Annotated in this window: 21 protein-coding genes and 1 tRNA gene; 11 read left to right on the plus strand and 11 right to left on the minus strand. The window is 56.4% G+C overall.

Annotation, left to right across the window (positions count from 1 at the left end):
- Window positions 1-11: 11 nt before the first annotated feature.
- From soxC to AC2FIZ_RS09470, 7 genes are all read left to right on the plus strand, one after another.
- The gene (gene soxC / locus AC2FIZ_RS09440; protein ID WP_496676312.1) at window positions 12-1,274 is read left to right on the plus strand and encodes a sulfite dehydrogenase; all 1,263 of its coding nucleotides are present in this window, start codon (window positions 12-14) and stop codon (window positions 1,272-1,274) included.
- Window positions 1,258-2,583, plus strand: coding sequence for a c-type cytochrome (locus AC2FIZ_RS09445; RefSeq protein WP_281995316.1), 1,326 nt, complete (start codon window positions 1,258-1,260; stop codon window positions 2,581-2,583). Before soxC ends, AC2FIZ_RS09445 begins: the two co-directional genes overlap by 17 nt.
- 2 nt (window positions 2,584-2,585) lie before the next feature.
- Entirely contained in the window at window positions 2,586-3,290 is a 705-nt protein-coding gene (locus AC2FIZ_RS09450) for a c-type cytochrome (RefSeq protein WP_142635858.1), read from the plus strand.
- Window positions 3,291-3,317: 27 nt separating this feature from the next.
- On the plus strand, window positions 3,318-4,580 hold the full coding sequence (locus tag AC2FIZ_RS09455) for an NAD(P)/FAD-dependent oxidoreductase (RefSeq protein WP_281972435.1): 1,263 nt from the start codon (window positions 3,318-3,320) through the stop codon (window positions 4,578-4,580).
- A gap of 80 nt (window positions 4,581-4,660) precedes the next feature.
- A complete protein-coding gene (locus tag AC2FIZ_RS09460; protein WP_281972434.1) occupies window positions 4,661-5,095 on the plus strand; it encodes a DUF302 domain-containing protein in 435 nt (144 codons plus the stop codon).
- Window position 5,096: 1 nt separating this feature from the next.
- Window positions 5,097-6,320: a 5-aminolevulinate synthase gene (gene hemA / locus AC2FIZ_RS09465; RefSeq protein WP_282027789.1), complete on the plus strand. Its 1,224-nt coding sequence runs from the start codon at window positions 5,097-5,099 to the stop codon at window positions 6,318-6,320.
- 52 nt (window positions 6,321-6,372) lie between these two features.
- Window positions 6,373-7,431 carry a YeeE/YedE family protein gene (locus tag AC2FIZ_RS09470; RefSeq protein ID WP_282021566.1) on the plus strand — a complete coding sequence of 353 codons (1,059 nt, stop codon included), beginning with the start codon at window positions 6,373-6,375 and terminating at the stop codon, window positions 7,429-7,431.
- 1 nt (window position 7,432) lies between these two features.
- Here the strand turns inward: AC2FIZ_RS09470 and AC2FIZ_RS09475 are convergent, their stop codons facing one another.
- The 8 genes from AC2FIZ_RS09475 to AC2FIZ_RS09510 all read right to left on the minus strand — a co-directional run bounded on the left by AC2FIZ_RS09475 (window position 7,433) and on the right by AC2FIZ_RS09510 (window position 15,847).
- Window positions 7,433-8,377, minus strand: a complete 945-nt coding sequence (locus tag AC2FIZ_RS09475; RefSeq protein ID WP_281995313.1) for an MBL fold metallo-hydrolase — start codon at window positions 8,375-8,377, stop codon at window positions 7,433-7,435.
- On the minus strand, window positions 8,374-9,126 hold the full coding sequence (locus tag AC2FIZ_RS09480) for an MBL fold metallo-hydrolase (RefSeq protein WP_281995312.1): 753 nt from the start codon (window positions 9,124-9,126) through the stop codon (window positions 8,374-8,376). The genes AC2FIZ_RS09475 and AC2FIZ_RS09480 overlap by 4 nt, the downstream gene beginning before the upstream one ends.
- A gap of 515 nt (window positions 9,127-9,641) precedes the next feature.
- Window positions 9,642-9,718, minus strand: a tRNA-Met gene (locus AC2FIZ_RS09485).
- Window positions 9,719-9,800: 82 nt separating this feature from the next.
- Window positions 9,801-10,775, minus strand: coding sequence for an alpha/beta fold hydrolase (locus AC2FIZ_RS09490; protein WP_142635870.1), 975 nt, complete (start codon window positions 10,773-10,775; stop codon window positions 9,801-9,803).
- Window positions 10,776-10,877: 102 nt separating this feature from the next.
- Window positions 10,878-13,298 carry a GcvT family protein gene (locus AC2FIZ_RS09495; protein WP_496790941.1) on the minus strand — a complete coding sequence of 807 codons (2,421 nt, stop codon included), beginning with the start codon at window positions 13,296-13,298 and terminating at the stop codon, window positions 10,878-10,880.
- Window positions 13,299-13,423: 125 nt separating this feature from the next.
- Window positions 13,424-13,648 carry a hypothetical protein gene (locus AC2FIZ_RS09500; RefSeq protein WP_142635874.1) on the minus strand — a complete coding sequence of 75 codons (225 nt, stop codon included), beginning with the start codon at window positions 13,646-13,648 and terminating at the stop codon, window positions 13,424-13,426.
- 47 nt (window positions 13,649-13,695) lie between these two features.
- Window positions 13,696-14,850 carry an aromatic ring-hydroxylating oxygenase subunit alpha gene (locus AC2FIZ_RS09505; protein WP_142635876.1) on the minus strand — a complete coding sequence of 385 codons (1,155 nt, stop codon included), beginning with the start codon at window positions 14,848-14,850 and terminating at the stop codon, window positions 13,696-13,698.
- Between the two features lie 91 nt (window positions 14,851-14,941).
- Window positions 14,942-15,847, minus strand: a complete 906-nt coding sequence (locus AC2FIZ_RS09510) for a LysR substrate-binding domain-containing protein (RefSeq protein WP_281995309.1) — start codon at window positions 15,845-15,847, stop codon at window positions 14,942-14,944.
- Between the two features lie 149 nt (window positions 15,848-15,996).
- On the opposite strand from AC2FIZ_RS09510, the gene AC2FIZ_RS09515 reads away from it, so the two are divergent.
- The 4 genes from AC2FIZ_RS09515 (at window position 15,997) to AC2FIZ_RS09530 (ending at window position 19,334) form a co-directional block, all read left to right on the plus strand.
- The gene (locus tag AC2FIZ_RS09515; RefSeq protein WP_416383911.1) at window positions 15,997-16,143 is read left to right on the plus strand and encodes a hypothetical protein; all 147 of its coding nucleotides are present in this window, start codon (window positions 15,997-15,999) and stop codon (window positions 16,141-16,143) included.
- 119 nt (window positions 16,144-16,262) lie between these two features.
- A complete protein-coding gene (locus tag AC2FIZ_RS09520; protein ID WP_496790952.1) occupies window positions 16,263-17,804 on the plus strand; it encodes a trimethylamine methyltransferase family protein in 1,542 nt (513 codons plus the stop codon).
- Between the two features lie 67 nt (window positions 17,805-17,871).
- Complete coding sequence (locus AC2FIZ_RS09525) at window positions 17,872-18,603, plus strand: SDR family NAD(P)-dependent oxidoreductase (protein ID WP_271948145.1); 732 nt, start codon at window positions 17,872-17,874, stop codon at window positions 18,601-18,603.
- Window positions 18,600-19,334 (plus strand): SDR family NAD(P)-dependent oxidoreductase, encoded by a 735-nt coding sequence (locus AC2FIZ_RS09530; protein WP_281972425.1) that lies wholly within the window; start codon window positions 18,600-18,602, stop codon window positions 19,332-19,334. The genes AC2FIZ_RS09525 and AC2FIZ_RS09530 overlap by 4 nt, the downstream gene beginning before the upstream one ends.
- Here AC2FIZ_RS09530 and AC2FIZ_RS09535 read toward each other — a convergent pair whose 3' ends face one another.
- From AC2FIZ_RS09535 to AC2FIZ_RS09545, 3 genes are read right to left on the minus strand one after another with little or no spacing between them, the layout of a single operon-like run.
- The gene (locus AC2FIZ_RS09535) at window positions 19,335-20,675 is read right to left on the minus strand and encodes an NAD(P)/FAD-dependent oxidoreductase (protein ID WP_496693665.1); all 1,341 of its coding nucleotides are present in this window, start codon (window positions 20,673-20,675) and stop codon (window positions 19,335-19,337) included.
- Window positions 20,672-22,168: an aldehyde dehydrogenase gene (locus AC2FIZ_RS09540; RefSeq protein ID WP_496790943.1), complete on the minus strand. Its 1,497-nt coding sequence runs from the start codon at window positions 22,166-22,168 to the stop codon at window positions 20,672-20,674. Before AC2FIZ_RS09540 ends, AC2FIZ_RS09535 begins: the two co-directional genes overlap by 4 nt.
- A gap of 3 nt (window positions 22,169-22,171) precedes the next feature.
- Window positions 22,172-23,089: a dihydrodipicolinate synthase family protein gene (locus tag AC2FIZ_RS09545; protein WP_142635887.1), complete on the minus strand. Its 918-nt coding sequence runs from the start codon at window positions 23,087-23,089 to the stop codon at window positions 22,172-22,174.
- Window positions 23,090-23,093: the final 4 nt, after the last annotated feature.

The raw sequence follows: 23,093 nt of genomic DNA on the forward strand, positions 1-23,093 counted from the left end.
ACCTAAGAGATATGGATGACGCGTTCAAACCGTCCCGCCGGGCCTTCCTGAAAGGCAGTGCCGCGGTCGCCGCAGGATCCGTTGCAGGTGCGGCAGCGGCAGAAACACCCGACCCACTGATAACAGAGCTTCAGGATTGGGCATCTTATACGGGGGCAGGTGTTGATGAGACGCCTTATGGCATGCCGATCAGCTTTGAATCCCATGTCGTGCGCCGCAATGTGGAATGGTTGACCGCCTCTCCGATTTCGTCGATCAACTTCACGCCGATCCACGCGCTCGATGGTACGATCACTCCGCAGGGATGCGCCTTTGAGCGTCACCATTCAGGCGCGATCGAGCTGCGCAAGGAGGACTACCGCCTGATGATCAACGGGCTGGTTGATCGCCCGCTTGTCTTTACGTACGAAGACATTGAGCGGTTCCCGCGCGAAAACCACGTGTATTTCTGCGAATGTGCGGCGAACACGGGTATGGAGTGGGCTGGTGCGCAACTCAACGGCGTCCAATTTACTCATGGCATGATTCACAACATGGAATACACCGGTGTTCCGCTGCGCACGCTGTTGCAGGAAGCAGGTGCCGACATCTCACCTGACAAATGGGTCTATGTTGAGGGCGCAGATGCGTCGTCCAATGGCCGCTCTATCCCGATGGAAAAAGCGCTGGATGACGTGTTGGTTGCATTCAAGGCGAATGGCGAAGCGCTGCGGATGGAGCATGGGTACCCTGTGCGTCTCGTGGTGCCGGGTTGGGAAGGCAACATGTGGGTCAAGTGGCTGCGCCGGATCGAGGTTGTCGATATGGCGGTCGAAAGCCGCGAAGAAACATCAAAATACACCGATGTTTACGTCGATGGCACGGCCCAGAAATGGACTTGGGTGATGGATGCTAAGTCTGTCATCACCTCACCCAGCCCGCAAATGCCGATCAAACACGGACCGGGTCCGCTGGTCATTTCCGGGCTTGCCTGGTCAGGCCACGGACAAATTACACGGGTCGATGTGTCAAAGGACGGTGGGATCACATGGGAGACAGCGCGTCTTGGTAAGCAGGGCGACACCAAGGCTCTTACACGTTTCTATCTCGATACGAACTGGGACGGGGCGCCAATGCTCTTGCAGGCCCGGGCAATAGACGAGACCGGTTATGTGCAACCAACCAAAGACCAGTTGCGTGAAAAGCGCGGAGAAAACTCGGTCTACCACAACAACTGTATCCAGACTTGGTACGTGAGCGCAGAAGGGATCGCCGAGAATGTTGAAGTCTCTTAGTCATGTTTTCCTGCCCGTATTTGGCGGTACGGCGTTGGTGCTTGCGGTAGCTGTGTCTTTCGCGAACCGGAACTACGGCCACTCGAAGATTGAGATATTGGAGACCCGGATAGGGCAGGTTGAGGCGCATGCAGCAGTTGCCCAGGAGAATGCGGAAGCAGAATCCAAACGAGCAGCCGAACTGGAGATCAAAGTCGAAGAAATCCAGGCTGCGGCGGCAGAACGGGTCGCCAATGGTGCGAACTTGACCACAACCGCGCCCTTCCGCGAGGGCAGCCTTGGGCTTGGGCGGTCGGCACTGAAGGAAGAGATTGCGGCCTGGGACGTTGACGTCTTGCCTGATGGGCGTGGCCTACCCGTAGGTTCAGGCGACGTCTGGACCGGAGAAGAGGTGTTTGTCGCCCGCTGTGCGTCGTGCCACGGTGAATTTGCCGAAGGTGCTGATAACTGGCCTGTTCTGGCCGGTGGGTTTGACACGCTTGCAGACGAAGATCCTGTAAAAACCGTTGGGTCATATTGGCCACATTTGTCGACTGCCTGGGATTACATTTCCCGCTCAATGCCCTTTGGTGAAGCGGGCACGCTGACGGCGGATGAGACCTACGCAATTGTCGCATACATCCTCTACTCCAATGATTTGGTGGATGACGATTTCGAGCTGAACAACGAAAACTTCGCCGAGTTCAAAATGTACAATATGGACGGTTTCGTTGTAGATGTACGACCCGAGACCGAATACACTGAATGGCGCAAAGAGCCTTGCATGGAGAACTGCAAGGCAGAGACCGCCGTCACGATGCGTTCTGTTTTTCTGGTTGAAACGCCCGCGGAGGGTGGTTCGAACTCGGTCATGAATAATGCCAGCCCGGATGAGTTGCCGACGTTTTCGGCAGAAGGCCCCTCGTTCATTCCAACTGCAGCGCCAAAGCCTGATGAAGAGGCCGCAGCCATACCGGCCGCTCAAGAAACCGAAGTGACAGACGAGGTTACAGAACTGGCTGCTGCCGGAGAGAAAGTCTTTAAGAAGTGTAAATCCTGCCATCAAATTGGTGAAGGTGCAAAGCACAGCACTGGGCCTGCTCTGAACGGGGTAATCGGAGCTAATGCTGGATCGGTCGAGGGCTTCAAATACTCCAAAGCGATGCAGGCGTCTGCGGAGGCAGGACTAGTCTGGACCGATGAAGAAATGGCTGCCTTTCTTGCGAAGCCCAAGGAATACATGAAAGGCACAAGGATGTCTTTTGCAGGTCTCAGAAAACAGGACGATATCGAAGCTTTGATCATCTATCTAAAGACGTTTGGAAGTTGACGATGCGTTGGTCGAACGCGCTTGTCTGTGCCGCGTTCTTTGGGGCTACTGCTTCATCGACATACGCTGCAGAAGACCTTGGCGATGCTGAGGCAGGGAAAGCCGTGTTTGCCAAATGCAAAGGCTGTCATCAGGTTGGAAAAGGGGCCGAAAACAAAATCGGTCCGCATCTGAATGGGATTTTTGGGCGCAGGGCAGCTGGTCTGGATGGCTTTAGCTATTCCAAAAGCCTTGCGCGCGCGGGTAGCTCGGGTCTGGAGTGGCACGCTGACACACTATCTGCGTACATCGAAAACCCACGTGCATTCGCGTCAGGCACCAGGATGAGTTTTGGTGGCCTGAAAGACCCGGAAGACCGCGCCAACGTGATCGCCTATTTGCGGGATTTTTCCGACAATCCTCAGGACATCCCAGAAGCGGACCCGACGGCGAAGGGCACGGATCATTCTATCGACCCCGCGATCTTGGCGATTCAAGGAGATCCGGAGTACGGCGCATATCTCAGCAGCGAATGTACAACGTGCCATCAGATCGACGGAGGCGATGAGGGCATTCCCTCGATCGTGTACTGGCCTGACGAAGACTTCGTGGTCGCCATGCACGCATATAAAGACAAACAGCGGCCACATCCGGTCATGCGAATGATTGCCGGACGGCTGAGCAATGACGAGATCGCGGCATTGGCTGCCTACTTCAATAATCCATAGTGACTGTGTCCAAGAGGAGGAATCGCGATGACGCTAAATAGACGAGTATTTCTTGGAGCCGCCGGGGTGGTAGCAGCCGGGTTATCGGCACCGATGGTGTTGGCGCAAGGCAAACCACGCGTGGTAATTGTCGGCGGCGGTGCGGGCGGTGCAACTGCTGCACGCTACATCGCAAAAGACAGTAGGGGTGAGATCGACGTAACGTTGATCGAGCCGTCGCGGACCTATTACACCTGTTTCTTCTCAAACCTGTATCTGGGAGGGTTTCAGGAGCTTTCGGACATTGCCCACAGCTATGGCACGCTTGCCGCGAACTACGGCATCAACGTGGTGCATGATTGGGCCACGGGGGTGGATCGTGATGCCAAGACGGTGTCCTTGGCAGGTGGCGGGTCCGTTCCATATGACAAGCTGATCCTGAGCCCGGGTATCGACTTTGTTGATGGTGCGGTCGAGGGCTGGGACGTCTCGGCGCAAAATAAAATGCCGCATGCGTACAAGGCTGGATCTCAGACCGAGCTTCTCAAGGCGCAGATCATGGCAATGCCTGAAGGCGGTACATTTGCAATGGTCGCGCCACCGAATCCGTACCGTTGCCCACCCGGACCGTATGAGCGGGTTTCAATGGTTGCGCATGTTCTGAAGGCGAACAACCCGACAGCAAAGATCATCGTTGCCGACCCGAAACCGAAGTTTTCCAAGATGTCATTGTTCCAAGAGGGTTGGGCCAACCACTACGAAGGAATGGTTGACTGGATCGGCGAAGATTTCGGCGGCGGCAATGTCGCCGTAAACCCGGATGCAATGACTGTTACGATCGACGGCGAAGAAACCAAGGTCGATGTCTGCAACGTGATCCCAGCGATGAAAGCCGGACGCATTGCGGAAATGGCAGGGGTGACCGATGGTAACTGGGCACCCGTGAACGCCGCGGATATGTCCTCCAAAGCCGACCTGGATATCTACGTTCTTGGTGACGCCAGCCAACAGGGTGACATGCCCAAATCCGGCTTCTCGGCCAACAGTCAGGCGAAAGTCTGTGCGAATGCCGTGCGAGGTGCGTTGACCGGGTCCAAAGTGTTTCCGGCCAAGTTCTCCAACACGTGCTGGTCGCTCATCGACACCGATGATGGCGTCAAGGTTGGCGCAACTTATGAAGCGACTCCCGAAAAGATTGCCAAAGTGGACGGCTTTATCAGCCAGACCGGCGAAGATGCGGACTTGAGAAAAGCAACTTATGAAGAGTCGCTGGGTTGGTACGCTGGTATCACTTCAGACATGTTCGGTTAAGGTATTCAGGGGTTTTGACTGGTGTCAAAGACCTTGATGAGCAATCTGAGAAGATGCGGTTCAAGAGGAGGATTAAAATCATGAAACACTTTATCGCTGTAGCCGCGTTTTCCAATGTTCTGGTGAGCCATGCGTTTGCGGAAGAGATCATCACCGCCCCATTTGACGGCAGTTTTGATGATGCAACCTTCGCCGTCGAGTCCGCGATTGTCGGACAGGGACTGGTCATCGACCATGTAAGCCACGTAGGCGACATGTTGAATCGCACGGGCGCTGATGTCGGCAGTGACAAGCAGATATTTGCGGCCGCAGACATCTTCATTTTCTGCTCGGCAAAAATCTCGCGCGAGGTGATGGAAGCCGACCCTATGAATATCGGATTCTGCCCCTACGGGATTTTTGTAGCCGAGGACAACAGTGGCGTGATGGTGGGATATCGAGGCTACCCTGACGGGCCAATGCAAAAGGTTCAGACCCTGTTATCCGAGATCGTCGAAGAGGCCGTAGGAAATTGAAATGAACTATCAGCAGTTTTTTCGTGATCAGCTGGACCAGCTTCAAGAGGAAGGGAACTATAGGGTCTTTGCGGATCTCGGAAGGCAGTGCGGTGCATTCCCAACCGCGCGCATTTACGCAGAAGACGGTCCCGAAAAAGTCACTGTCTGGTGCTCAAATGATTATCTTGGCATGGGTCAACACCCCTGCATTCTTGCAGCAATGCACCAAGCAATTGATGAGTGTGGTGCCGGGGCGGGAGGTACGCGGAATATCTCTGGAACCACTCATGAGCACGTTTTGCTGGAACAGGAACTTGCCGACTTGCACTGCAAAGAGGCGGCATTGCTATTTACGTCCGGCTACGTTTCAAACTGGGCGGCTTTGGGAACTTTGGCCTCCCGCATTCCTGGTATCACCGTACTGTCAGACGAGTTGAACCATGCCTCGATGATTGAGGGAATTCGCCACAGCCGTTGTCAAAAGCGGATCTGGAAGCACAATGATATTGCAGACCTTGAAAGGCAGCTTGCTGACATACCAGCCAACGCACCAAAGCTCATTGCGTTCGAAAGCGTCTATTCCATGGATGGTGATATAGCGCCAGTTGCCGAGATCTGTGATCTGGCGGATCGCTATGACGCGATGACCTATTTGGATGAGGTTCACGCCGTAGGGCTTTATGGACCGCGCGGCGGTGGCATCGCCGAACGTGAAGGCCTGATGGATCGCCTAACCGTTATCGAGGGGACATTAGGCAAAGCCTTCGGTGTCGTCGGTGGATACATCGCGGCGTCGAAAGAGCTTGTGGACTTCGTCCGGTCCTTTGCCAGCGGGTTTATCTTTACCACTGCATTGCCTCCGGCCGTAGCCGCAGGTGCGGCAGCCTCGGTTCGGCACCTGAAGCAAAGCAATGCGGAACGATATCTGCACCAGCAGCGAGTGCGCGAAGTTCGAGACAGGCTGGACGAACTGAGTATTCCCCATACTCCGAACCCAAGTCACATCATTCCGGTCATGGTCGGCGATCCGGTTAAGTGTCGCTTCATCTCTGATGTACTGATGCGTGACTATGGAATTTACATCCAGCCGATCAACTATCCAACCGTTCCCAAGGGAACGGAGCGTCTACGGATTACACCGTCGCCGGTGCATTCTACTGAAGACGTGGATCGACTGGTATCTGCATTGGGTGAGTTGTGGACGCAATGCCAGTTGGCGCGCAGGCCAATGGTCGCGCAATGACAACTTGATCGAAGACAAGGATGCACACGCTACGAAGTGAGAGTTTCTGTTGATGGAGAGACTCATCGATCTGTTGGGAGACTCTGGCGCCTTGGCATTTGCCGGAGTGCTCGTCGGTATCTTGTTTGGCGTGACGGCTCAGAAGTCTCACTTTTGTTTAAGAGCGTCGGCAGTCGAAGTCGCTGAAGGCGAGCTAGGTCCCCGCTTGGCGGTTTGGCTGATCGCCTTCACCACTGCGCTCGCCTTGGTACAGGCGCTTATCGCGTTTGACTGGCTAGACCTTTCCGAGACACGTGCAATCGCGTCGACAGGTAGCCTGAGCGGCGCGGTAATTGGTGGAGCGATGTTCGGCGCAGGCATGGTTCTGGCGCGTGGATGTGCATCTCGCCTTTTGGTATTAGCCTCCTGCGGTAATCTGCGCGCCCTGGTTACGGGGTTGGTTTTGACCTTAGTGGCTCAAGCCGCCTACACAGGTGTTCTTAGTCCCGCCCGCGAGTTGCTGTCTGGTATCTGGGCTGTCCCAGGAGGCGCGCCGCGTGATCTTTCAGAAATACTTGGGTTCTCGCCAACGGTTTATACAGCCGTTGCAGCGTTGGGATTGGTGTCGGCCATTGTCTTTGCGTCCCACCGGAAAGTCGCGCCTATAAGGATCATAGCGGCCGCAGGAGTTGGCCTGGCTGTAGCGCTCGGCTGGTTGATAACATTTGCCATCGCGCAAGCATCTTTTGAAGTCGTGCCTGTGTCTTCAGTCACGTTTACCGGACCGGCCACGGACACACTAATGGCGTTGGTTGCAAGTCGAAACGTTGTGTTGTCCTTCGGTATCGGCCTTGTCCCAGGCGTAGTAATTGGCGCGGCAGGCTCAGCCTTGACTGCAGGGGAGTGGAGGATCGAACGATTTGGCTCGGATACTCCGATGGAACGCTACCTCGTAGGGGCTGTTCTCATGGGGTTTGGGGCCATGCTGGCGGGAGGTTGCGCGGTGGGTGCCGGGCTTTCAGGAGGGTCCGCCCTGTCATTGACCGCATGGGTTGCCGTATTTTTCATGTGGGTCGGGGCGATCAGCACGCATAGATTATTGATGCTAATCCCTGTTCCGCAACATTCCTGAGCTACTCGAATTCCATCTGTTCGAAAACGCGCCCTGCATTTTTCGTGGCCAGTTCTTCAAACGTGTCCAGGTTGGCGTAAGGTGACTGATCGACGTAGTAAGCCTCAGCCAGATCACCTCCTGCATCCATATGCTCTTGAATCTTGCCGCGCAGATATATCAGGTAGTCGCGTGTATAGCGGCGCACCTGATCCATGTTCGTAGGATGGCCGTGTCCCGGTATCACATAAGTAGCATCTAAAGCCTCGAATTCGGTGTCCCAAGTTTCAAGCCAATCCGCTGTATAGGTGTCTTGAAAGATTGGCAGCATGCGTTCGTGAAACGCCATGTCTCCCGCAATGACAAGGCTTTGGTTCGGCAACCAGATCGAGATATCGCCGGGACTATGGGCGGGGCCGAGGTACTTTGCCTCAATCCGGAATTCACCCATCTCAACCACGTATTCATCATCGAATGTCTCGGTTGGGCCGGCCAGGAATGTTCCGTCTGCCTTGTCCTGATTGTATCGCTGCATTCCTTGCAGAATTTGCAGGCCATATTCCTCGAATTCAGCCGCTGCTTCTGAATGTGCGATGATCGGAATGCCGAGTTCTGACCAGTAAGCGTTGCCAAGCATCGCGTGCCCCTGGCCATTCTCGTTGAAGACAAGTCTGACCGGCTGATCCGTGATGGCCTGAATTTCCTTGTGAAGCGCTTCGGCAAGGACATAGGCTGCACCGCCGTTTATGACGACCACACCTTCACCGGTTACAATGAAACTGAGATTGTTGTTGTGACCAGAGTTTTCATAGGTCGGTGGGGCGGTTGCGCCAATGGCGGAATAGACGCCAGGGAAATACTCGACCGGTTTGGAATACAGCACGCTTTGCGGATATTGGTCTGCAATTTCCTCGCTTGCCCAAGCTGGTGCGGCCAAGGCCAAGGCAATCGCAAGCGTTCGTATCATGTTGGTTCTCCAATGAACTTATACGCAGAGCCAGTTTTTTCGACCCGGCCGATTCCACCATTCGGCAGGTGGAAGCCAATTATCTTCATTTGCTCGCGAGAAATCTGATCTAGCAGCAAACTACGAGTTGCTGCAGCTGTCTGTGGATCCTGATCCGTACCACTGTGCCAATCAGGCCGTTCAAAAGCCACGTGTGGATTTCCCAACGCGTCGCCGACAATCATCACGGATTCACTGCCGCTGCGGATTTCAAACGCCATGTGGCCGGGTGTGTGCCCAAAGCTTGCACGGGCGGCAATGCCTGGAAGGATCTCTTGTCCGTCGTCAAAGAACGCCACCTGATCCTCAATTTCTGCCATCCGGCGCTTCGCGCCTACAGCGAACGCAGCGCGATCTTCTCCTATCGAATCTACCGTTGAAGGGTTCCACCAATAATCCCACTCTTTACGGCCAAAGTGATGCGTCGCGTTGGGGAAAAGCAGGTCGTCGAAGTCATCCAAAATGCCCCAGATGTGATCCGGGTGCGCATGGGTGAAAATCACGTGCGAAACGTCTTCGGGCGACAGGCCGATTGTTTCAACAGTTTCCATAAGTTTGCCAGACGTGGGCATGAAATCCGGCCCAGCTCCGACATCGAATAGCACCGTGTTTTTACCATCACGATAGAGCGCCACGTTGCACTCTGGCTCGTACTTGGTCGCGTCCACTCGATTGCGATTCAGAAGCTGCTCGAGTTCTTCTTTCGGCATGTACCCAAAGACCATTTCCGGTGGCAATGACAGGTACCCGTCTGATACGGTTGAAATCCGAGCTGAAGAGCCGAGTTGCAACTCGGCCCTCACGATCCTGGATTGAGTGCCAAGCATCCCAAGGCAAGCGGCGCTGTACAAGAAAGTGCGGCGAGAAAATGCATTTCCATCCATACACAATCAATAAAATGAATGTTATTATTTGTAAATGGAGAAAGAAAGGCTGTGTGTGCAAAGCTGCTTTCGTCTTGATCACTAAGAAGTCTACTCAACTTCTTCGGTACCGGCGGGTAAGTTAGCGATTACACCGGTGCCCCTGAGAGCCTGCATCTCAACTCTTGGAGCGAAATGGGACTGGTTGCGGCGTGTGGCGTTTCCCGCTTTTTCGTGACGATTCCCAGTTCTTTTTGAACACAAAATTCGTCTGCTGTTACCCAAAATGCCACCCAAACCATGTTTGCGGTACGTGAGAGCAACGCTGAGTTCACGTTTCTAACTGATATGTTATGGGGATTTGGTAGCGGAGGAGGGACTTGAACCCCCGACACGCGGATTATGATTCCGCTGCTCTAACCAACTGAGCTACTCCGCCATGAGTGAATGGCGATTTAAGGGAGGGGTTGGGGAGGGTCAAGAGGGAAATGGCGCCTTTGTTGGGAATATTTTAGCTGGGACTAATCCGAATTCGGCACAACCGTCGCCCTGGGTTCTGTATTTTGTACCACGCCGCGAATGAAGTTGTTGCAGATGTCCGGGACTGTCAGGGGGATCATATGGCCCAGCCCTTCGATCTGTTCAAAACTCAGACCAAACGCCTGCATTGATTCACCGTGTTGCGTGGCTGACAAGAGCGCATCCTGTGCTCCAAACAATATGGAGCCAGGCACTTTCAGGTCGCCATAACGGGCGACCTGCGCCGGCATGCTCTGTTCAATCCCGATCACATCCTGTGAGGCGCTGATAAACGCGGATGGACGCATCCCCAGAGCGCCGCCGGCGCGGTCCAGAAAGTCTTGGGGCGCGGGTTCTGGCGCAAAAGCCGCGCTAAGGGTGTGCGGTGCGGTTTTTGCGGCCAGCGGGACGGCAATCGTGTTGCCGATCAGACTGCGCAGCCATTCTGTCCGGATTTCAAGCGGTTTGAACACGGCGGGCGGCCCGGGCATCGCCTGAGTAAGCGGAGCTAGCAGGGCCAGCGCTTTGATCTTGTCTGGGTAATCCAGCGCCATCGCCAGAGAAACCGCGCCACCCAGCGAATGGCCGACCAGAATTGGGTTGCTGACCCCCTTTGCCTCTAGAAATTCATGTATCATGCGGCCCTGTTCGGGCAACCGCCCAAGCTCTGCCGTCTCACGAGTTGAGTATCCGCAACCGGGGCGATCCACGGCAATGACGTGAAAATCCTCGGCCAGTTTATCCATCAAGGCGTAGGTGAAATGTTGCAACTGCCCGGCCAGCCCATGAATGAGCACAACCGTCTGATTGGAAGGGTCGCCCTTTTCCACATAGTGGATATTGCCGCCGCGCACGGGAATGATAACCCCCGGTTGTGGGACACGCATCCGGCCGTCACGGGTCAGCTTGCGTGTCCAAAGATTCATCGCAACAAGAAACAGCGCAATGAACAGCGCAATAGTCAGGAAGATTGTCATCAGCCTATCCTCTGGATGGAGCAGATCAGATTACTGACCGGATAGCGCCACAACCCGAAGGCAATGTCCACAGCTCGCTTAAAGGATCTAATGCGGACTGGGTTAGCCGCGCAAGATCGTTCCAGTTGGATCAAAGGGCGGTTCTTTCAGGATCGTTGCCCTATGCGGGCGCCCTAATACCATGACCTCGACCCTATCGCCGGCCTCGGCACCCGAAACATAGCCCAAGGCCAGCGACATACCCACGGAATAGCCATAAGCGCCCGATGTCACCCGACCGATTCCGCGCCCGTCCATGAAAATGGGTTCGCCTCCGGTCGCGTCAGCGTTCGAAGCTGCGGTGTCGGCTTCGTCCAGATGCAGCAGGACAAGCTGCTCTCTGGCCGGAGAGGTCATGGCAGAATTGGCGGCATCTTTGTTTAGGAACGATTTGTCGAATTTGCACAACCGGTCCAAACCGACCTCGTGTGGCCAGTATTCGGGGCTGTATTCGCGCCCCCAAGACCCATAGCCCTTTTCGATCCTCAGCGACATCAGTGCGCGGCTGCCAACTGGGCCTGCGCCGAACTCTTTTCCGGTCTCGATCAGCGCCTCATACAGGCGGAGTTGATCTTTCGCGGCGCAATGCGCCTCCCAGCCCAGATCGCCGGTGAAGGAGACACGCAGCGCCAGGACCGCAATTCCGGCGATTTCGATCTGTTGCGAGCGCATGAAGGGGAAATCCTCGGGGCTGAGCGAGGTATTCGTAAGCCGTTGCAGGATTTCCCGCGATTTCGGTCCAGCCACGTTAAAGCCGCAAGTCTCTTCGGTGCGGCTTTCGAAACGGGTGCCATCGGGCAGAGGAACCTGTTTGAAGAACCGTTTGTGATAGCGCTCGGCCATGCCCGAGCCGATGATCCAGAATTCGTCGTCGGCCACGCGGGTCACGGTGAAATCGCCGGCAATACCTCCCCGTTTTGAGATCAGCGGGGTCAGGCAGGATCGACCAACCGATCTCGGCATGGAATTTGCGAATACGGCATTAAGCCAACCCTCGGCTCCCGGACCTTTGCAAACATATTTGGCAAAGTTTGAGATGTCGATGATCCCGGCCCGATCGCGCAGCATCCGGCATTCCGCGCCCACCGGTTCCCACCAGTTCTGGCGGGTGAATCCGTTGGTGTCCGTGGCGCCGGGCGCCTCTGCGAACCACAGCGGGTGTTCCCATCCGACATTCAGGCCAAAGACGGCACCCATGTCCTTTTGCCTGTCATAAATCGGGCGGGTCCGGGCAGGGCGTCCTGCGCTGCGTTCTTCATTTGGGAAGTGGATGGCAAAGCGGTGTGCGTACTGGTCCTGCACGCGGGCCTTGGTGAAATCTTTCGTAGCCCATGTGTCGAACCGCGCCACGTCCCAGGCGAACATGTCGTATTGGGTTTCGCCTTCGATGATCCACTGCGCCGCCATCAGGCCCATGCCACCCGATTGCGAGAATCCCGGGATGATGCCGTTGCAGCAGAAATAGCCGTCGACCTCGGGCACTGGTCCCATCAGAACGTTGGCATCCGGTGACCAGATCATCGGTCCGTTGATGACCCGTTTGATCCCGGCGTCGCCCACGGCAGGTACGCGTTCGATGGCGTTCATCATATTCTCTTCGATCCGCTCCAGATCGTCGGGGAACAGATCATGTGCAAAGTCCAGGGGTGTGCCGTCCTCGGCCCAGAATTTCATATCCTTTTCATAAGCCCCCACCAAAAGGCCCTGACCTTCCTGCCGCAAATAGTACTCGCCATCGCGGTCACTGACCGAGGGCAGGCGAGTATCATGCGCCGCGACGTCAGCCATGGTTTCGGTGACAAAATACTGATGCTCGGTCGGTTGCAGGGGTAGCTCGATCCCGGCCAACATGGCAACTTCGCGGCCCCACAGACCGGCGGCATTCACAACCCACGGCGTTTGGATGTCCCCCTTAGGGGTGCGTACGATCCAGGTGCCGTCTTCTTGCTGATCTGTTGCAGTGACCGGCGTAAAGCGGTGGATTTCGGCCCCACGCTGGCGCGCGCCGACAGCGTAGGCGTTGGTGACCCCCGAGGGATCAACATTACCGCCATCAGGTTCGTACATGACACATCGGATGCCATCGTAATTGACCAGCGGGTTCAGACGCTGCGCCTCTTCGATGCTGATCTCATAGAAATTCATCCCGTACAGCTTGGCCTTGGCGGCCTGCAGCCTAAGCTGGTGCTCGCGCTCTTCGGTTTGGGCCAGATATAACGAGCCGGGCTGGAACACGCCGCAGCTTTGGCCGGTTTCAGCCTCAAGCTCTTTGTACAGCGTCATCGTATAGTGTTGGATGCGGCTGATATTGGTGCTGTCATGCAGTCCGTGGATGTTCGCCGCCGCGTGCCAGGTCGAGCCGGATGTCAGTTCATCCCGTTCCAACAGCACCACGTCTGACCACCCGGATTTGGTCAGGTGATACAGGATCGAGCACCCAATCACACCACCGCCGATTACCACTGCCTGTGCATTTGTCTTCATGAGTCTGTCATCCAAAATTTTGGTCTTGTCGTCATGTGTTACCAGTACTGAACCCAAGACAACGGGTTTAAATTTCACGTGGGATTGAACAGATATAAACCAAGGTTAGTCTCCGATGCCCACCACTATGCACGTCCATACTCGACCAGTCTGTGGTTCAATTCATCTGTTTCAGAGGCCCCGGCTTCCAGGGCGAATATAAAGGCGTGGGTCAGGTAAAAACAGGCCGCGTCGATATCTTGCACCGCTTCGCATTCATCTGCTGCAATAGTGTAATAGCGGACCAACGCGGCAGGATCATCATGATCATGCGCCTCAAGTAGCAAGCGATCCAGTTCTGTTCTGTCCATCGGGTCTCCGTCGCGTCTGGCCAGTCGTGCGTGGCCAGACAGCTGGTTCAGTCGGCGCGACCGCTTTCAATCTGTGTCGCAACCCAGTGATGGAAATTATGGGTCGGACCATCCATCACCGGAGAGAATCGACCGCCGTCGAACAACATTCCGTGCCGACCCTTTTGCATCCCTTCAACAACGAACACATCCTCTTCAAACACAGTTTTCCATTGCTGGGCGTTTGCCGCCCTCAGGCCATCATGTTCAGGTGTGTCTTCGATGCTTTTGGCATAATAAAGCTCGATATGCTCAACGGTATTTTCGTGATCAACCGGTTCCAGGACAATGGCAAAGGCATGGTCACGCTGCACACCCAAAAGAACATTCGGATACACGGCCACATACTCTGCACCCTCATTCCATCGATCGCTGAGCCCGTCGAAATCGGCGAATGTGGTGCCGTCATGGTCAGTGAGTTGTCGATAGACAAGCGTGCCTTGACCGGAATAGTGCCCGCGCACTTCGATGTTATAGTGATCCTCAAGTCGCGAATAGCTGTTCAGGCCGGGATGCACCCAGGGCAGGTGATAGCTTTCGCAATAGTTCTCAACCGCCAGCTTCCAGTTGGTCTTGACCTCCAACTTGAACGAAGAGGCCTCACCGCCGTGATGTACTGGTTGATCAAACTCTTTCCAGCGTTCCAATAGGGCGGCGTGCGCCTCTTCGAATTCGGGCGCATTGCCGTCCACATTCACAAAGACCACGTCCCGCCAGACATAAGAGCGAATACGGATCAGGCCCAGAGATTTGCGATCCACGTCCTCATGGGTGTTGTGACCGGCGCCGCCAACATGTGGCGTCGCACGCAGCTCTCCCTTCAGGCTGTAGCACCAGCTGTGATAGGGGCAACGGATCGCGCCACTTATCTTGCGAGGGGTATCGACAAGGATCATCCCGCGGTGACGGCAGGTATTTTGAAATACGCCAACCTCACCATCCCGATCCCGCACGATTAGTAAAGGCATGCCTAGGAAATCGACCGGCATGGCATCGCCTTCCTCGGGCACGTCTTTGCCAAAGCCGATCCCGGACCAGTTGGCGTACAAAACCGATCTACGCTCTTCGGCGAAAAGTGCCGGGTCGATATAGTGTTCGTTTGGCAGGCCGTTTGCGACATTCACATCGACCAGAACGGAAGACAGCGCAGTATGCTTGTTCATCGGGCTCTCCTGCAGGTGTTGTTTGTTCTCTATTGGCGGATACGCTGGCATCCACTCAATATCAGAAAACCTCATCACAGGGTGATTTCACCTAAACCGAACCGTCCTGAACCTCTTGAATGATCCAATCTTTCAGCGCCCGGGCACTTTCGGACAAGTCTTCATCCGAGCGGCCAACCAGATAAAACTGGTTTGGAGCGATCTGGAGGTGGGGCCCGATTGCCACCAGCTTTCCCGATTGCAGCATGGGTTGGATCAAGCGTTGCCATCCAAGAACCAGCCCGGCCCCCTTACGCGCCCGCTGGAGGGCTACCGAATAGCTGTTCACACGAGAATCGATCGGAATGGTTCCCGTGTACCCGAGTTGTTGAAACCATTCGGGCCAAGTGGTCCAGCTGCGGTCTTCAGAGTCCAGATGTATCAGTCGTTCAGCGGCGAGATCTTCAAGGCTTGCACCGGCCAACCGATCCGCCACCTCTGGGCAGGCGACGGGGACCAGACAATCCCGAAACAGAGGAGTGTGCGAAAGGTCACCGTTGCCGTCCCGGCCGTAGCGAATAAAGAAATCGATATCCGGCCGATCCCGAAATGGTCGATCCTGTGAAAGCTGGTCAACATTTACTTCAGGCATTTCGCGCCAGAACCGGATTACCGATGGCGACAACCAAAGAGCAGCCACTGCAGTGGTTGATCCTACGGTTACCTTTTCGACGGTGGCACGGTCGCGGATTGTTGCCAGTGTTTTTGAGATGCGGGTAAACGAAGAAGCCAGCGCGTCATACAGCGCTTTGCCGTCTTCCGTCAGTTCGACCCCTCGGTGTTTGCGCTGGAACAAGGCGGTGCCAAGATCACCTTCCAACGCTTTGATCTGATGACTGACCGCGCCCGGCGTTACCGACAGTTCTTCAGCCGCATGCTTAAAGCTTAGATGGCGCGCAGCGGCTTCGAAGGCCGACAGCGTGGTGAGTGGCGGCAGATTATAGTGGCGTCTGGACATGACAGGTGTAGCCGTTGGTGGTCTTCAGGTTAATTCTTCTCACTCAAATATTGGACTTTTTAAGATTGTGCGCCAGAAGAAATTTTCCAAAACGATGATGTTGAGTGCCGTGTTTCCGATACGTGCGGTAAAGATCAGGCAATGTTTCTGTGACGACCGGGTTTGGTGTCAGCCAGTTCATTGACGGTTCTTATGCCATCACCGACATGGAGTGGATCATGGATATGGGCGGAGATGATCCCGCGCTAAGCATGGCAGAACTGATAGCAGGTCTGGTCGTCATCATGGGTCTGTAGATCATTTCGGCGGTTTCGGGTGCGGGTCGCTTCCTGCAAACATGTATCGCAATTAGTGAGGCTTGCTTTGACCAAATACCGCAGTCTTTTGGGGAGGATTGGAGGATCGCCCTGTGAATATGCGTACCATGACCCGAACCGGTGGCCGTGCGGCCCGGCGCGCGCTGCGCTCTGCTCCGAATTTCGAGATGTTGCCCGGCCTGACCCGAGGCATCCCCCTATGCGAGGTGATGGATGGCAGCCAGATCGACCGGATCGACAGCGCCTCAATGGATATTCTCGAGAATGTCGGTGTTCAGTTTCGCGATGCAATCGCACTGGAGGATTGGAAAAAAGCTGGTGCAAAGGTCGAGGGCGAACTGGTCTATCTGGACCGGGGCCTGGTCCGAGAGCTGATCGCCACCATTCCCAGCACCTTCAATTATCATGCTCGCGATCCGAATAAGAACGTGCGACTGGGCGGACGGCACTCGATCTTTGTGCCGATGACCGGCGCGCCCTTTCTGCGCGATCTCGATGACGTGAGGCGCAATCCGACGCTCGATGATCTGGCAATGTTCCACAAACTAAGCCACATGCTGCCGGCGATGCATTCCTCGGCGCATCACATTGTCGAACCTTACGACCACCCGATCAGTCAGCGACATTTGCGCATTACCTATTCGTCGATGAAACATTCGGACAAGACGTTCATGGGTATGACCACTTCGCCCAGAAACGCCGAAGACGTCATTGAGATGTGTGCGATCCTGTTCGGGGAAGATTTCATTGAAGATCACCCGGTCACCACGGGCAACTGCAACGGAAACTCTCCGCTGGTCTGGGACGAAACGATGCTGGGCGCGATGCGGGCCTTTTCTCGCCGCAATCAGCCTGTCTTGTGCTCGCCCTTTGTGCTGGGCGGGGCCAATACGCCCGCATCGGTTCCCGCCACAGTGGCGCAGTTGAACGCCGAAGCACTGAGCGCGCTGGCCTATACCCAAGTCATTCGCAAAGGTGCTCCGGCGATTTACGGGCACTACCTGTCGACGGTGTCGATGAAATCAGGTGCCCCGATGGCCGGCACGCCCGAGATCAGCCTGATGAACTTTATGATCGGGCAGATGGCCCGGTTCTACGACGTTCCATGGCGCACTTCGAATACGCTGGGTGGGGCCAAGACATTTGATGCGCAGGCCGGCTACGAATCCGCCACGACGCTGCAGGCGGTTCTTCATTCCGGTGCGAACTATATTTGGCATTCGGCTGGCTGGAATGAGGCTGGGATGCATTGTTCCACCGCCAAGTTCATTGTCGATGCTGAACAATGTGCGATGGCTTATCGCATGGCAGAAGGCCCGCAATGGGATGATTTCGACCAAGCTCTTGCCGCCATTCCAGAGGTCGGTCCAGGCGGGCACTATCTGGGTCATCCGCACACGCAGGACAATTTTCAAACGGCGTTTTTCATGCCCGAGATGTTCGACAATAACTCGATTGAGCAATGGGTGGCAGAAGGCGGGGTTGAGATCACTGAGCGCGCGTTGAAGCACGCGCGCAAGCTGCTGGCCGAATACCAGGAACCGACACTGGACGTGGCCAAAAACGAGGCCCTGCTGGACTATATTGCCCGGCGTGAACGGGAAATTCCCGCCGCTGACGAGCTGAACCAAACCTATTAAAGATTTCGCCTTGGACCTATCCCGACTGCATTGTCGGGTGGGTTTCTATTTAGCACTCGGAGGGAAAATGGAGCTGACGGGCAAAACAGCGCTCATCACAGGGGCTGCGGGTGGCATCGGATCTGCTATTGCACAGCGGATGCGGCAGGCAGGGGCACGAGTTGCGGTTGCGGACGTTTCGGTTGAGGGTATCGAAGCCGACGCCCATTTGCCCGGCGATTTGCGCGAGAGTGCTTATGCAGATGCATTGCCGCAACATGCGGCGGATGCGCTGGGCGGGCTGGATATCGTTGTTAACAATGCGGGGGTCATCACCCGCGGAGCGGTGACCGAGACCTCGGATACCGACTGGGCATTGTCGCTGGGCGTGAATGTCGAGGCGCCCTTTCGCATCTGTCGCGCCGCAATCCCGATCATGGCGGCGCGTGGTGGTGGCGCCATCGTGAACACCGCGTCATGCTGGGGCCTGCGCCCTGGGCCGAACCACGCGGTCTATTGCATGACCAAGGCAGCCATTGCGTCGTTGACACAATGCATGGGTATGGACCACGCGCATCAGGGCATCCGCATTAACGCCGTATGCCCGAATGAAGTAAACACGCCGATGCTGCGGTCGGGGTTTGAAAAACGCGGCTTTGATCCGGATACTGCCGTGGCCGAGCTGGGCCGGACGGTGCCCTTGGGGCGTATCGCCGAGCCCGAGGATATTGCTGATGTGGTGATGTTTCTTGCCTCGGACGCCGCGCGCTATGTGTGCGGGGCATTGCTGGAAGTGAACGGAGGAAAACCGGTTTCATGACGCGATTTACCGGCAAAACCGCGCTGGTCACGGGCGGGCGCAGCGGTATCGGACGCGCCATCGCGGAACGTTTGCAACACGAAGGTGCACGGGTCTTTACCGCGCAACGTGGGAGCGATCCGGAATTCGAAGGGTTCGAGGCCGATTTCAGAGATCCCCTCAGCCCGCAAACGGTGGTCAATCAGGTCGTTGATCAGGCCGGGCGATTGGACATTCTGGTCAATAATGCAGGCATGATGCAGGAAGCCGGCGTCGAGCAGATGAGCCTTGCGGACTGGCAGCGCACGTTGACAGTCAACCTCACGGCCCCGTTCCTGCTGATCAAGGCGGCGCTGCCCCATTTACGACGGGCCGGCGGGGCGATTGTCAATATCGGCTCGATTGAGGGGCTGGGCAGCAATCCCGGCCATGCCGCCTATTGCGCATCCAAAGCCGGGTTGCATGGTCTGACACGAGCGGTGGCCGTGGATCATGGGGCAGAGGGCATTCGTTGCAACGCCGTGGCCCCTGGCTGGATCGACACCGAGTTGAACGTGGATTTCATCGCCTCAATGCCGGACCCGGAGACATTTCACGAGGATATCAAGCGCATACACCCCGTTGCCCGAACCGGAAGCCCACAAGAGGTTGCGGCGCTCGTCGCCTTCCTGGCGTCGGGTGATGCCAGCTTTATCACCGGGCAGGTCTACACAGTAGACGGAGGCCGCATGGCCAAGCTGAGCCTGCCCTGATCACTCGTCCCGCGCGCGCCATTCTTTCCAGCGCAGCACCGCATTGGCACCGATCTCGCGGAATGGCTTTGGGGGTAGGCGTTTGGGTTGACCCTGGGCGTCGAAATACCGGGTGATATTCGAGCTGTGGCCGCAGGCGCGTTCTGCCGCCGCGATACCGGTCAGGGTGCCGCGCGCCGTGCCCAGCCCGTTCTGGACACAGCCAGAAATTACGCCCTGTTCGACCTCTCGTGCGACGGCGACGCCGTTCAGGCTGAGGCAGAGATGACCGGCCCAGCGATATTGCATGTCCAGCCCGGCCAACTGCGGAAATCGCTGGTCGAATTTGCGCTGCATCACCCGCGAGGCGCGCGCCAGATCACCAGCAGTCGAGGTCATGCCCGGGCGCAAGGCCGCGCAGGTACGAGTTATGATCCGATTGCCGCCCTGTGCCGTATCAATGCGCCGCATCGTTGTACCCAACGGATCAGATGGTGTGACACTCCAGCGGGGTTGCCCCCCCAGCCGCGACAGTACTTCGGCGTCCAGCTCCGGGGTCATTGCCGCAAACAGGAACAGCTGCATCAGGCGGTCACGCTCGATCCCAAAGCTTTCCAGATGCCCGTTCACCGTGAGGATGACTGTACCAGTGCTGACGGTACCGCGCGCGGTTTTTACCAGCCACGCACCGCCTTGCTTCTCAAACCCGGTCACGCCAGAGCTCTCGTACAATGCAATGCCATCCTTGATCAGTCCCGCAGCCAGACCGCGAATATAGCCTGCTGGTTGCAACATAACCGTGCCGGGTGTGTATAGCCCCGACCGATAGTGGCGCGACCCTGTCAGGGCGTGCATCTGCTGTTGGTCGAGCATTTCACTGGTCTCACCCAAAGTGCTGAGATGATGCGCATAGCTGATATTATGTGCATGTCCCGCCGCGCTCACCGCTCCGTTAACCTTGCCAGCCGGATCAAAGAAATTCGGGTCGATCTGATATTGCTCGACCGCCGATCGGGCAAAATCAATTGCAAGTCGGTTTAGTGTGATCATGGTGCGATCATCCCCCGGCCCGGAATAATTGTCCGAGGCCAGGTCATGTGGCAGATCGATCATAAAACCCGTATTGCGCCCAGCAGCCCCTTCGGCCACGCGGCCAGCCTCAAGCACGATGATCTTTGCGTCGCTTTGCAGCTGCCTCAAACGCTGTGCCGCTGACAGGCCTGCGAAACCGGCACCAACAATCACGACATCCGCCGTCAGATCACCATCCAGTTCTTGGGCTGGGGGTGGATCGCCTAATATGACGCTCCAGGCCGCAGGTCCGCGATGGACTGGCAGGGTTCGGGCGGCATAGCTGCTCAATCCACGGCCTCATCCGCATCGTCGGACAGGTCGACCCAGATGGTTTTTAGCTGGGTATACTGGTCATGCGCATGGATCGAGTTGTCGCGCCCACCAAAGCCAGACTGTTTATAACCGCCAAAGGGCGTGGTGATATCGCCCTCTCCAAAACTGTTTACAGTCACCGTTCCCGCCCGGATCATCCGCGCCCCGCGAATGGCGCGTTTCGCATTGGCTGTGAAGATCGACGCACACAAACCATACTCGGTATCGTTGGCGATCTTGATGGCCTCATCAAAGCTGGAAACCGTGATCACCGAAAGAATGGGACCAAAGATCTCGTCACGTGCCAGGATGGCGTCATTGCCAGGGAGTTCGACTACGGTGGCCTCGACAAAGCCATTGTCCGCTTTGCCTCCGATCACTACGTTTTCGGCCTGATCCAGATATCCGCAGACCTTATCGAAATGAGCTTCGCTGACCATTGCGCCCAATCGTGTTTCCGGGTTCAGAGGCTCGCCGACATTCCATTGCTTTACATGATGGGCGATGCGGTCGAGCAACTCGGCCTTTATGTCCTTGTGGACAATCAGGCGGGACGTGGCCGAGCAGTTCTCACCCATATTCCAGAACGCACCGTTGACGATATGTGCCGCCACGCGGTCCAGATTTTCTGCATCTTCCATCACAATGGCCGGATTCTTGCCGCCCATTTCAAGCACCACCTCTTTGGCGTTGCTTTCCGCCGAATAGCTCAGGAACCGTTTGCCAGTCACGGTTGAGCCGGTGAAGGACACCATATCTATATCCATGTGCCGTCCAATAGGTTCGCCCACCTCGGCACCTGCGCCGGGGACGATGTTCAGGACGCCGCGTGGCAGACCGGCCTCCATCGCCAGTTCGGCCAGCCGCAATGCCGTCAGTGAAGTTTCCTCGGCCGGTTTCACCACCACCGAGCAGCCCGCAGCCAGAGCGGGCCCGATTTTCCATGCCAGCATCAGCAATGGGAAATTCCAGGGCAGGACTAACCCGACAACGCCAATCGGCTCGCGCACGACCAAAGCGATGTGGTCGTCACTGGCGGGCGAGACCTGATCATAGATCTTGTCGATCGCCTCAGCGTGCCATTTCAGGCAATGAATGGTCTCGGGCAGGTCGACGGTCTCGCAGTCAAAGATGGTCTTGCCACTGTCGATACTTTCCATCACCGCCAGTTCACGTGCATTGCGTGTGATTAGTTTGGTCAACCGGATCAGCACATTTTTGCGCTCGGATGGGTGCAGCCTCGACCAGCGGCCATCTTCGAACGCTTCGCGCGCCTTCTCGACGGCAAAATCCACGTCCGCTACACCACAGGCGGCAATGTTGGCCAATTTCTTGTTGGTCGCCGGGTTAACCGTTGTGAAGGACTGCCCTGAAATCGCCGGGCGGTACGCGCCATCAATAAAGGCGCCGGTTGGCAAGGTCAGACTCGCGGCGATGGAGTCGTATTCGTCCTGCGTCAGCAATGTCATACCTTACCCCTCTGCCATGATGTCAGCGATTTTCTGTTTCAGCACGCGCGTCACTTGCTCTAGCGCGCGTTTGTCATCTTTGTTCAAAGATTTCAGCGGCGGTCGAACGGTGCCCGCGTCAATCCCATTCATTGTGACACCATGCTTGATGGTCTGGATGAATTTTCCACCCTGTTCCAATACCCGCATCAAGGGCATCAGCGCCGACATGATCCGGCGGCCCTTGGCATAATTGCCCTCGATTACACAGGCCTGGTATAGCGCCACATGCTCGGCAGGCAGAAAGTTCGAGCCGCCACAGACCCAGAACGGCGCGCCCCAGGCAAAGAACTCCAGCGCCTGATCGTCCATACCGCATCCCAGTTGGATATGCGGATAGTCCCGCGCCAGAAGATGAACCCGGTTGATATCGCCCGAACTTTCCTTGATGCCGCAGAAATTCCTGCTGCGTCCGACGCGGTCCAGGAATTCCTCGCCCATCATCGTGCCTGTGCGGTGAGGATAATTGTACAGCATTACCGGCAGGTCGGCGGCCTTGTCGATGGCCAGCGCATTCAGCGCATTTTCGCGGTCGGTGGGCACCGAATAGGGCGGGCTGGCCAACAGGATCGCATCTGCCCCGATTTCCTTTGCACCCGACGCCAGCGCAACCGAGTCCGACGTCAACATCGCGCCCGTGCCAACAACCAGAGGCAAACGGCCTTTCAGACGCACATGGGTGAACCGCGCCAATTCCAGCCGTTCCTCCACGGTCTGCGCATAATTCTCACCGGTCGACCCGCCCGAGATCAGACCATGCACGCCATTCTTGATCAGAAGCTCGATCACCTGCGCCAGCGCGTCCCAGTTGACGCTGTCATCGGCCTGATAGGGCGTGACCACCGGGGTATAGACCCCCTCAAATCGGAAAATTGGATTCATTCCG

The organism is Ruegeria sp. CDSB022 (genome assembly GCF_059611145.1).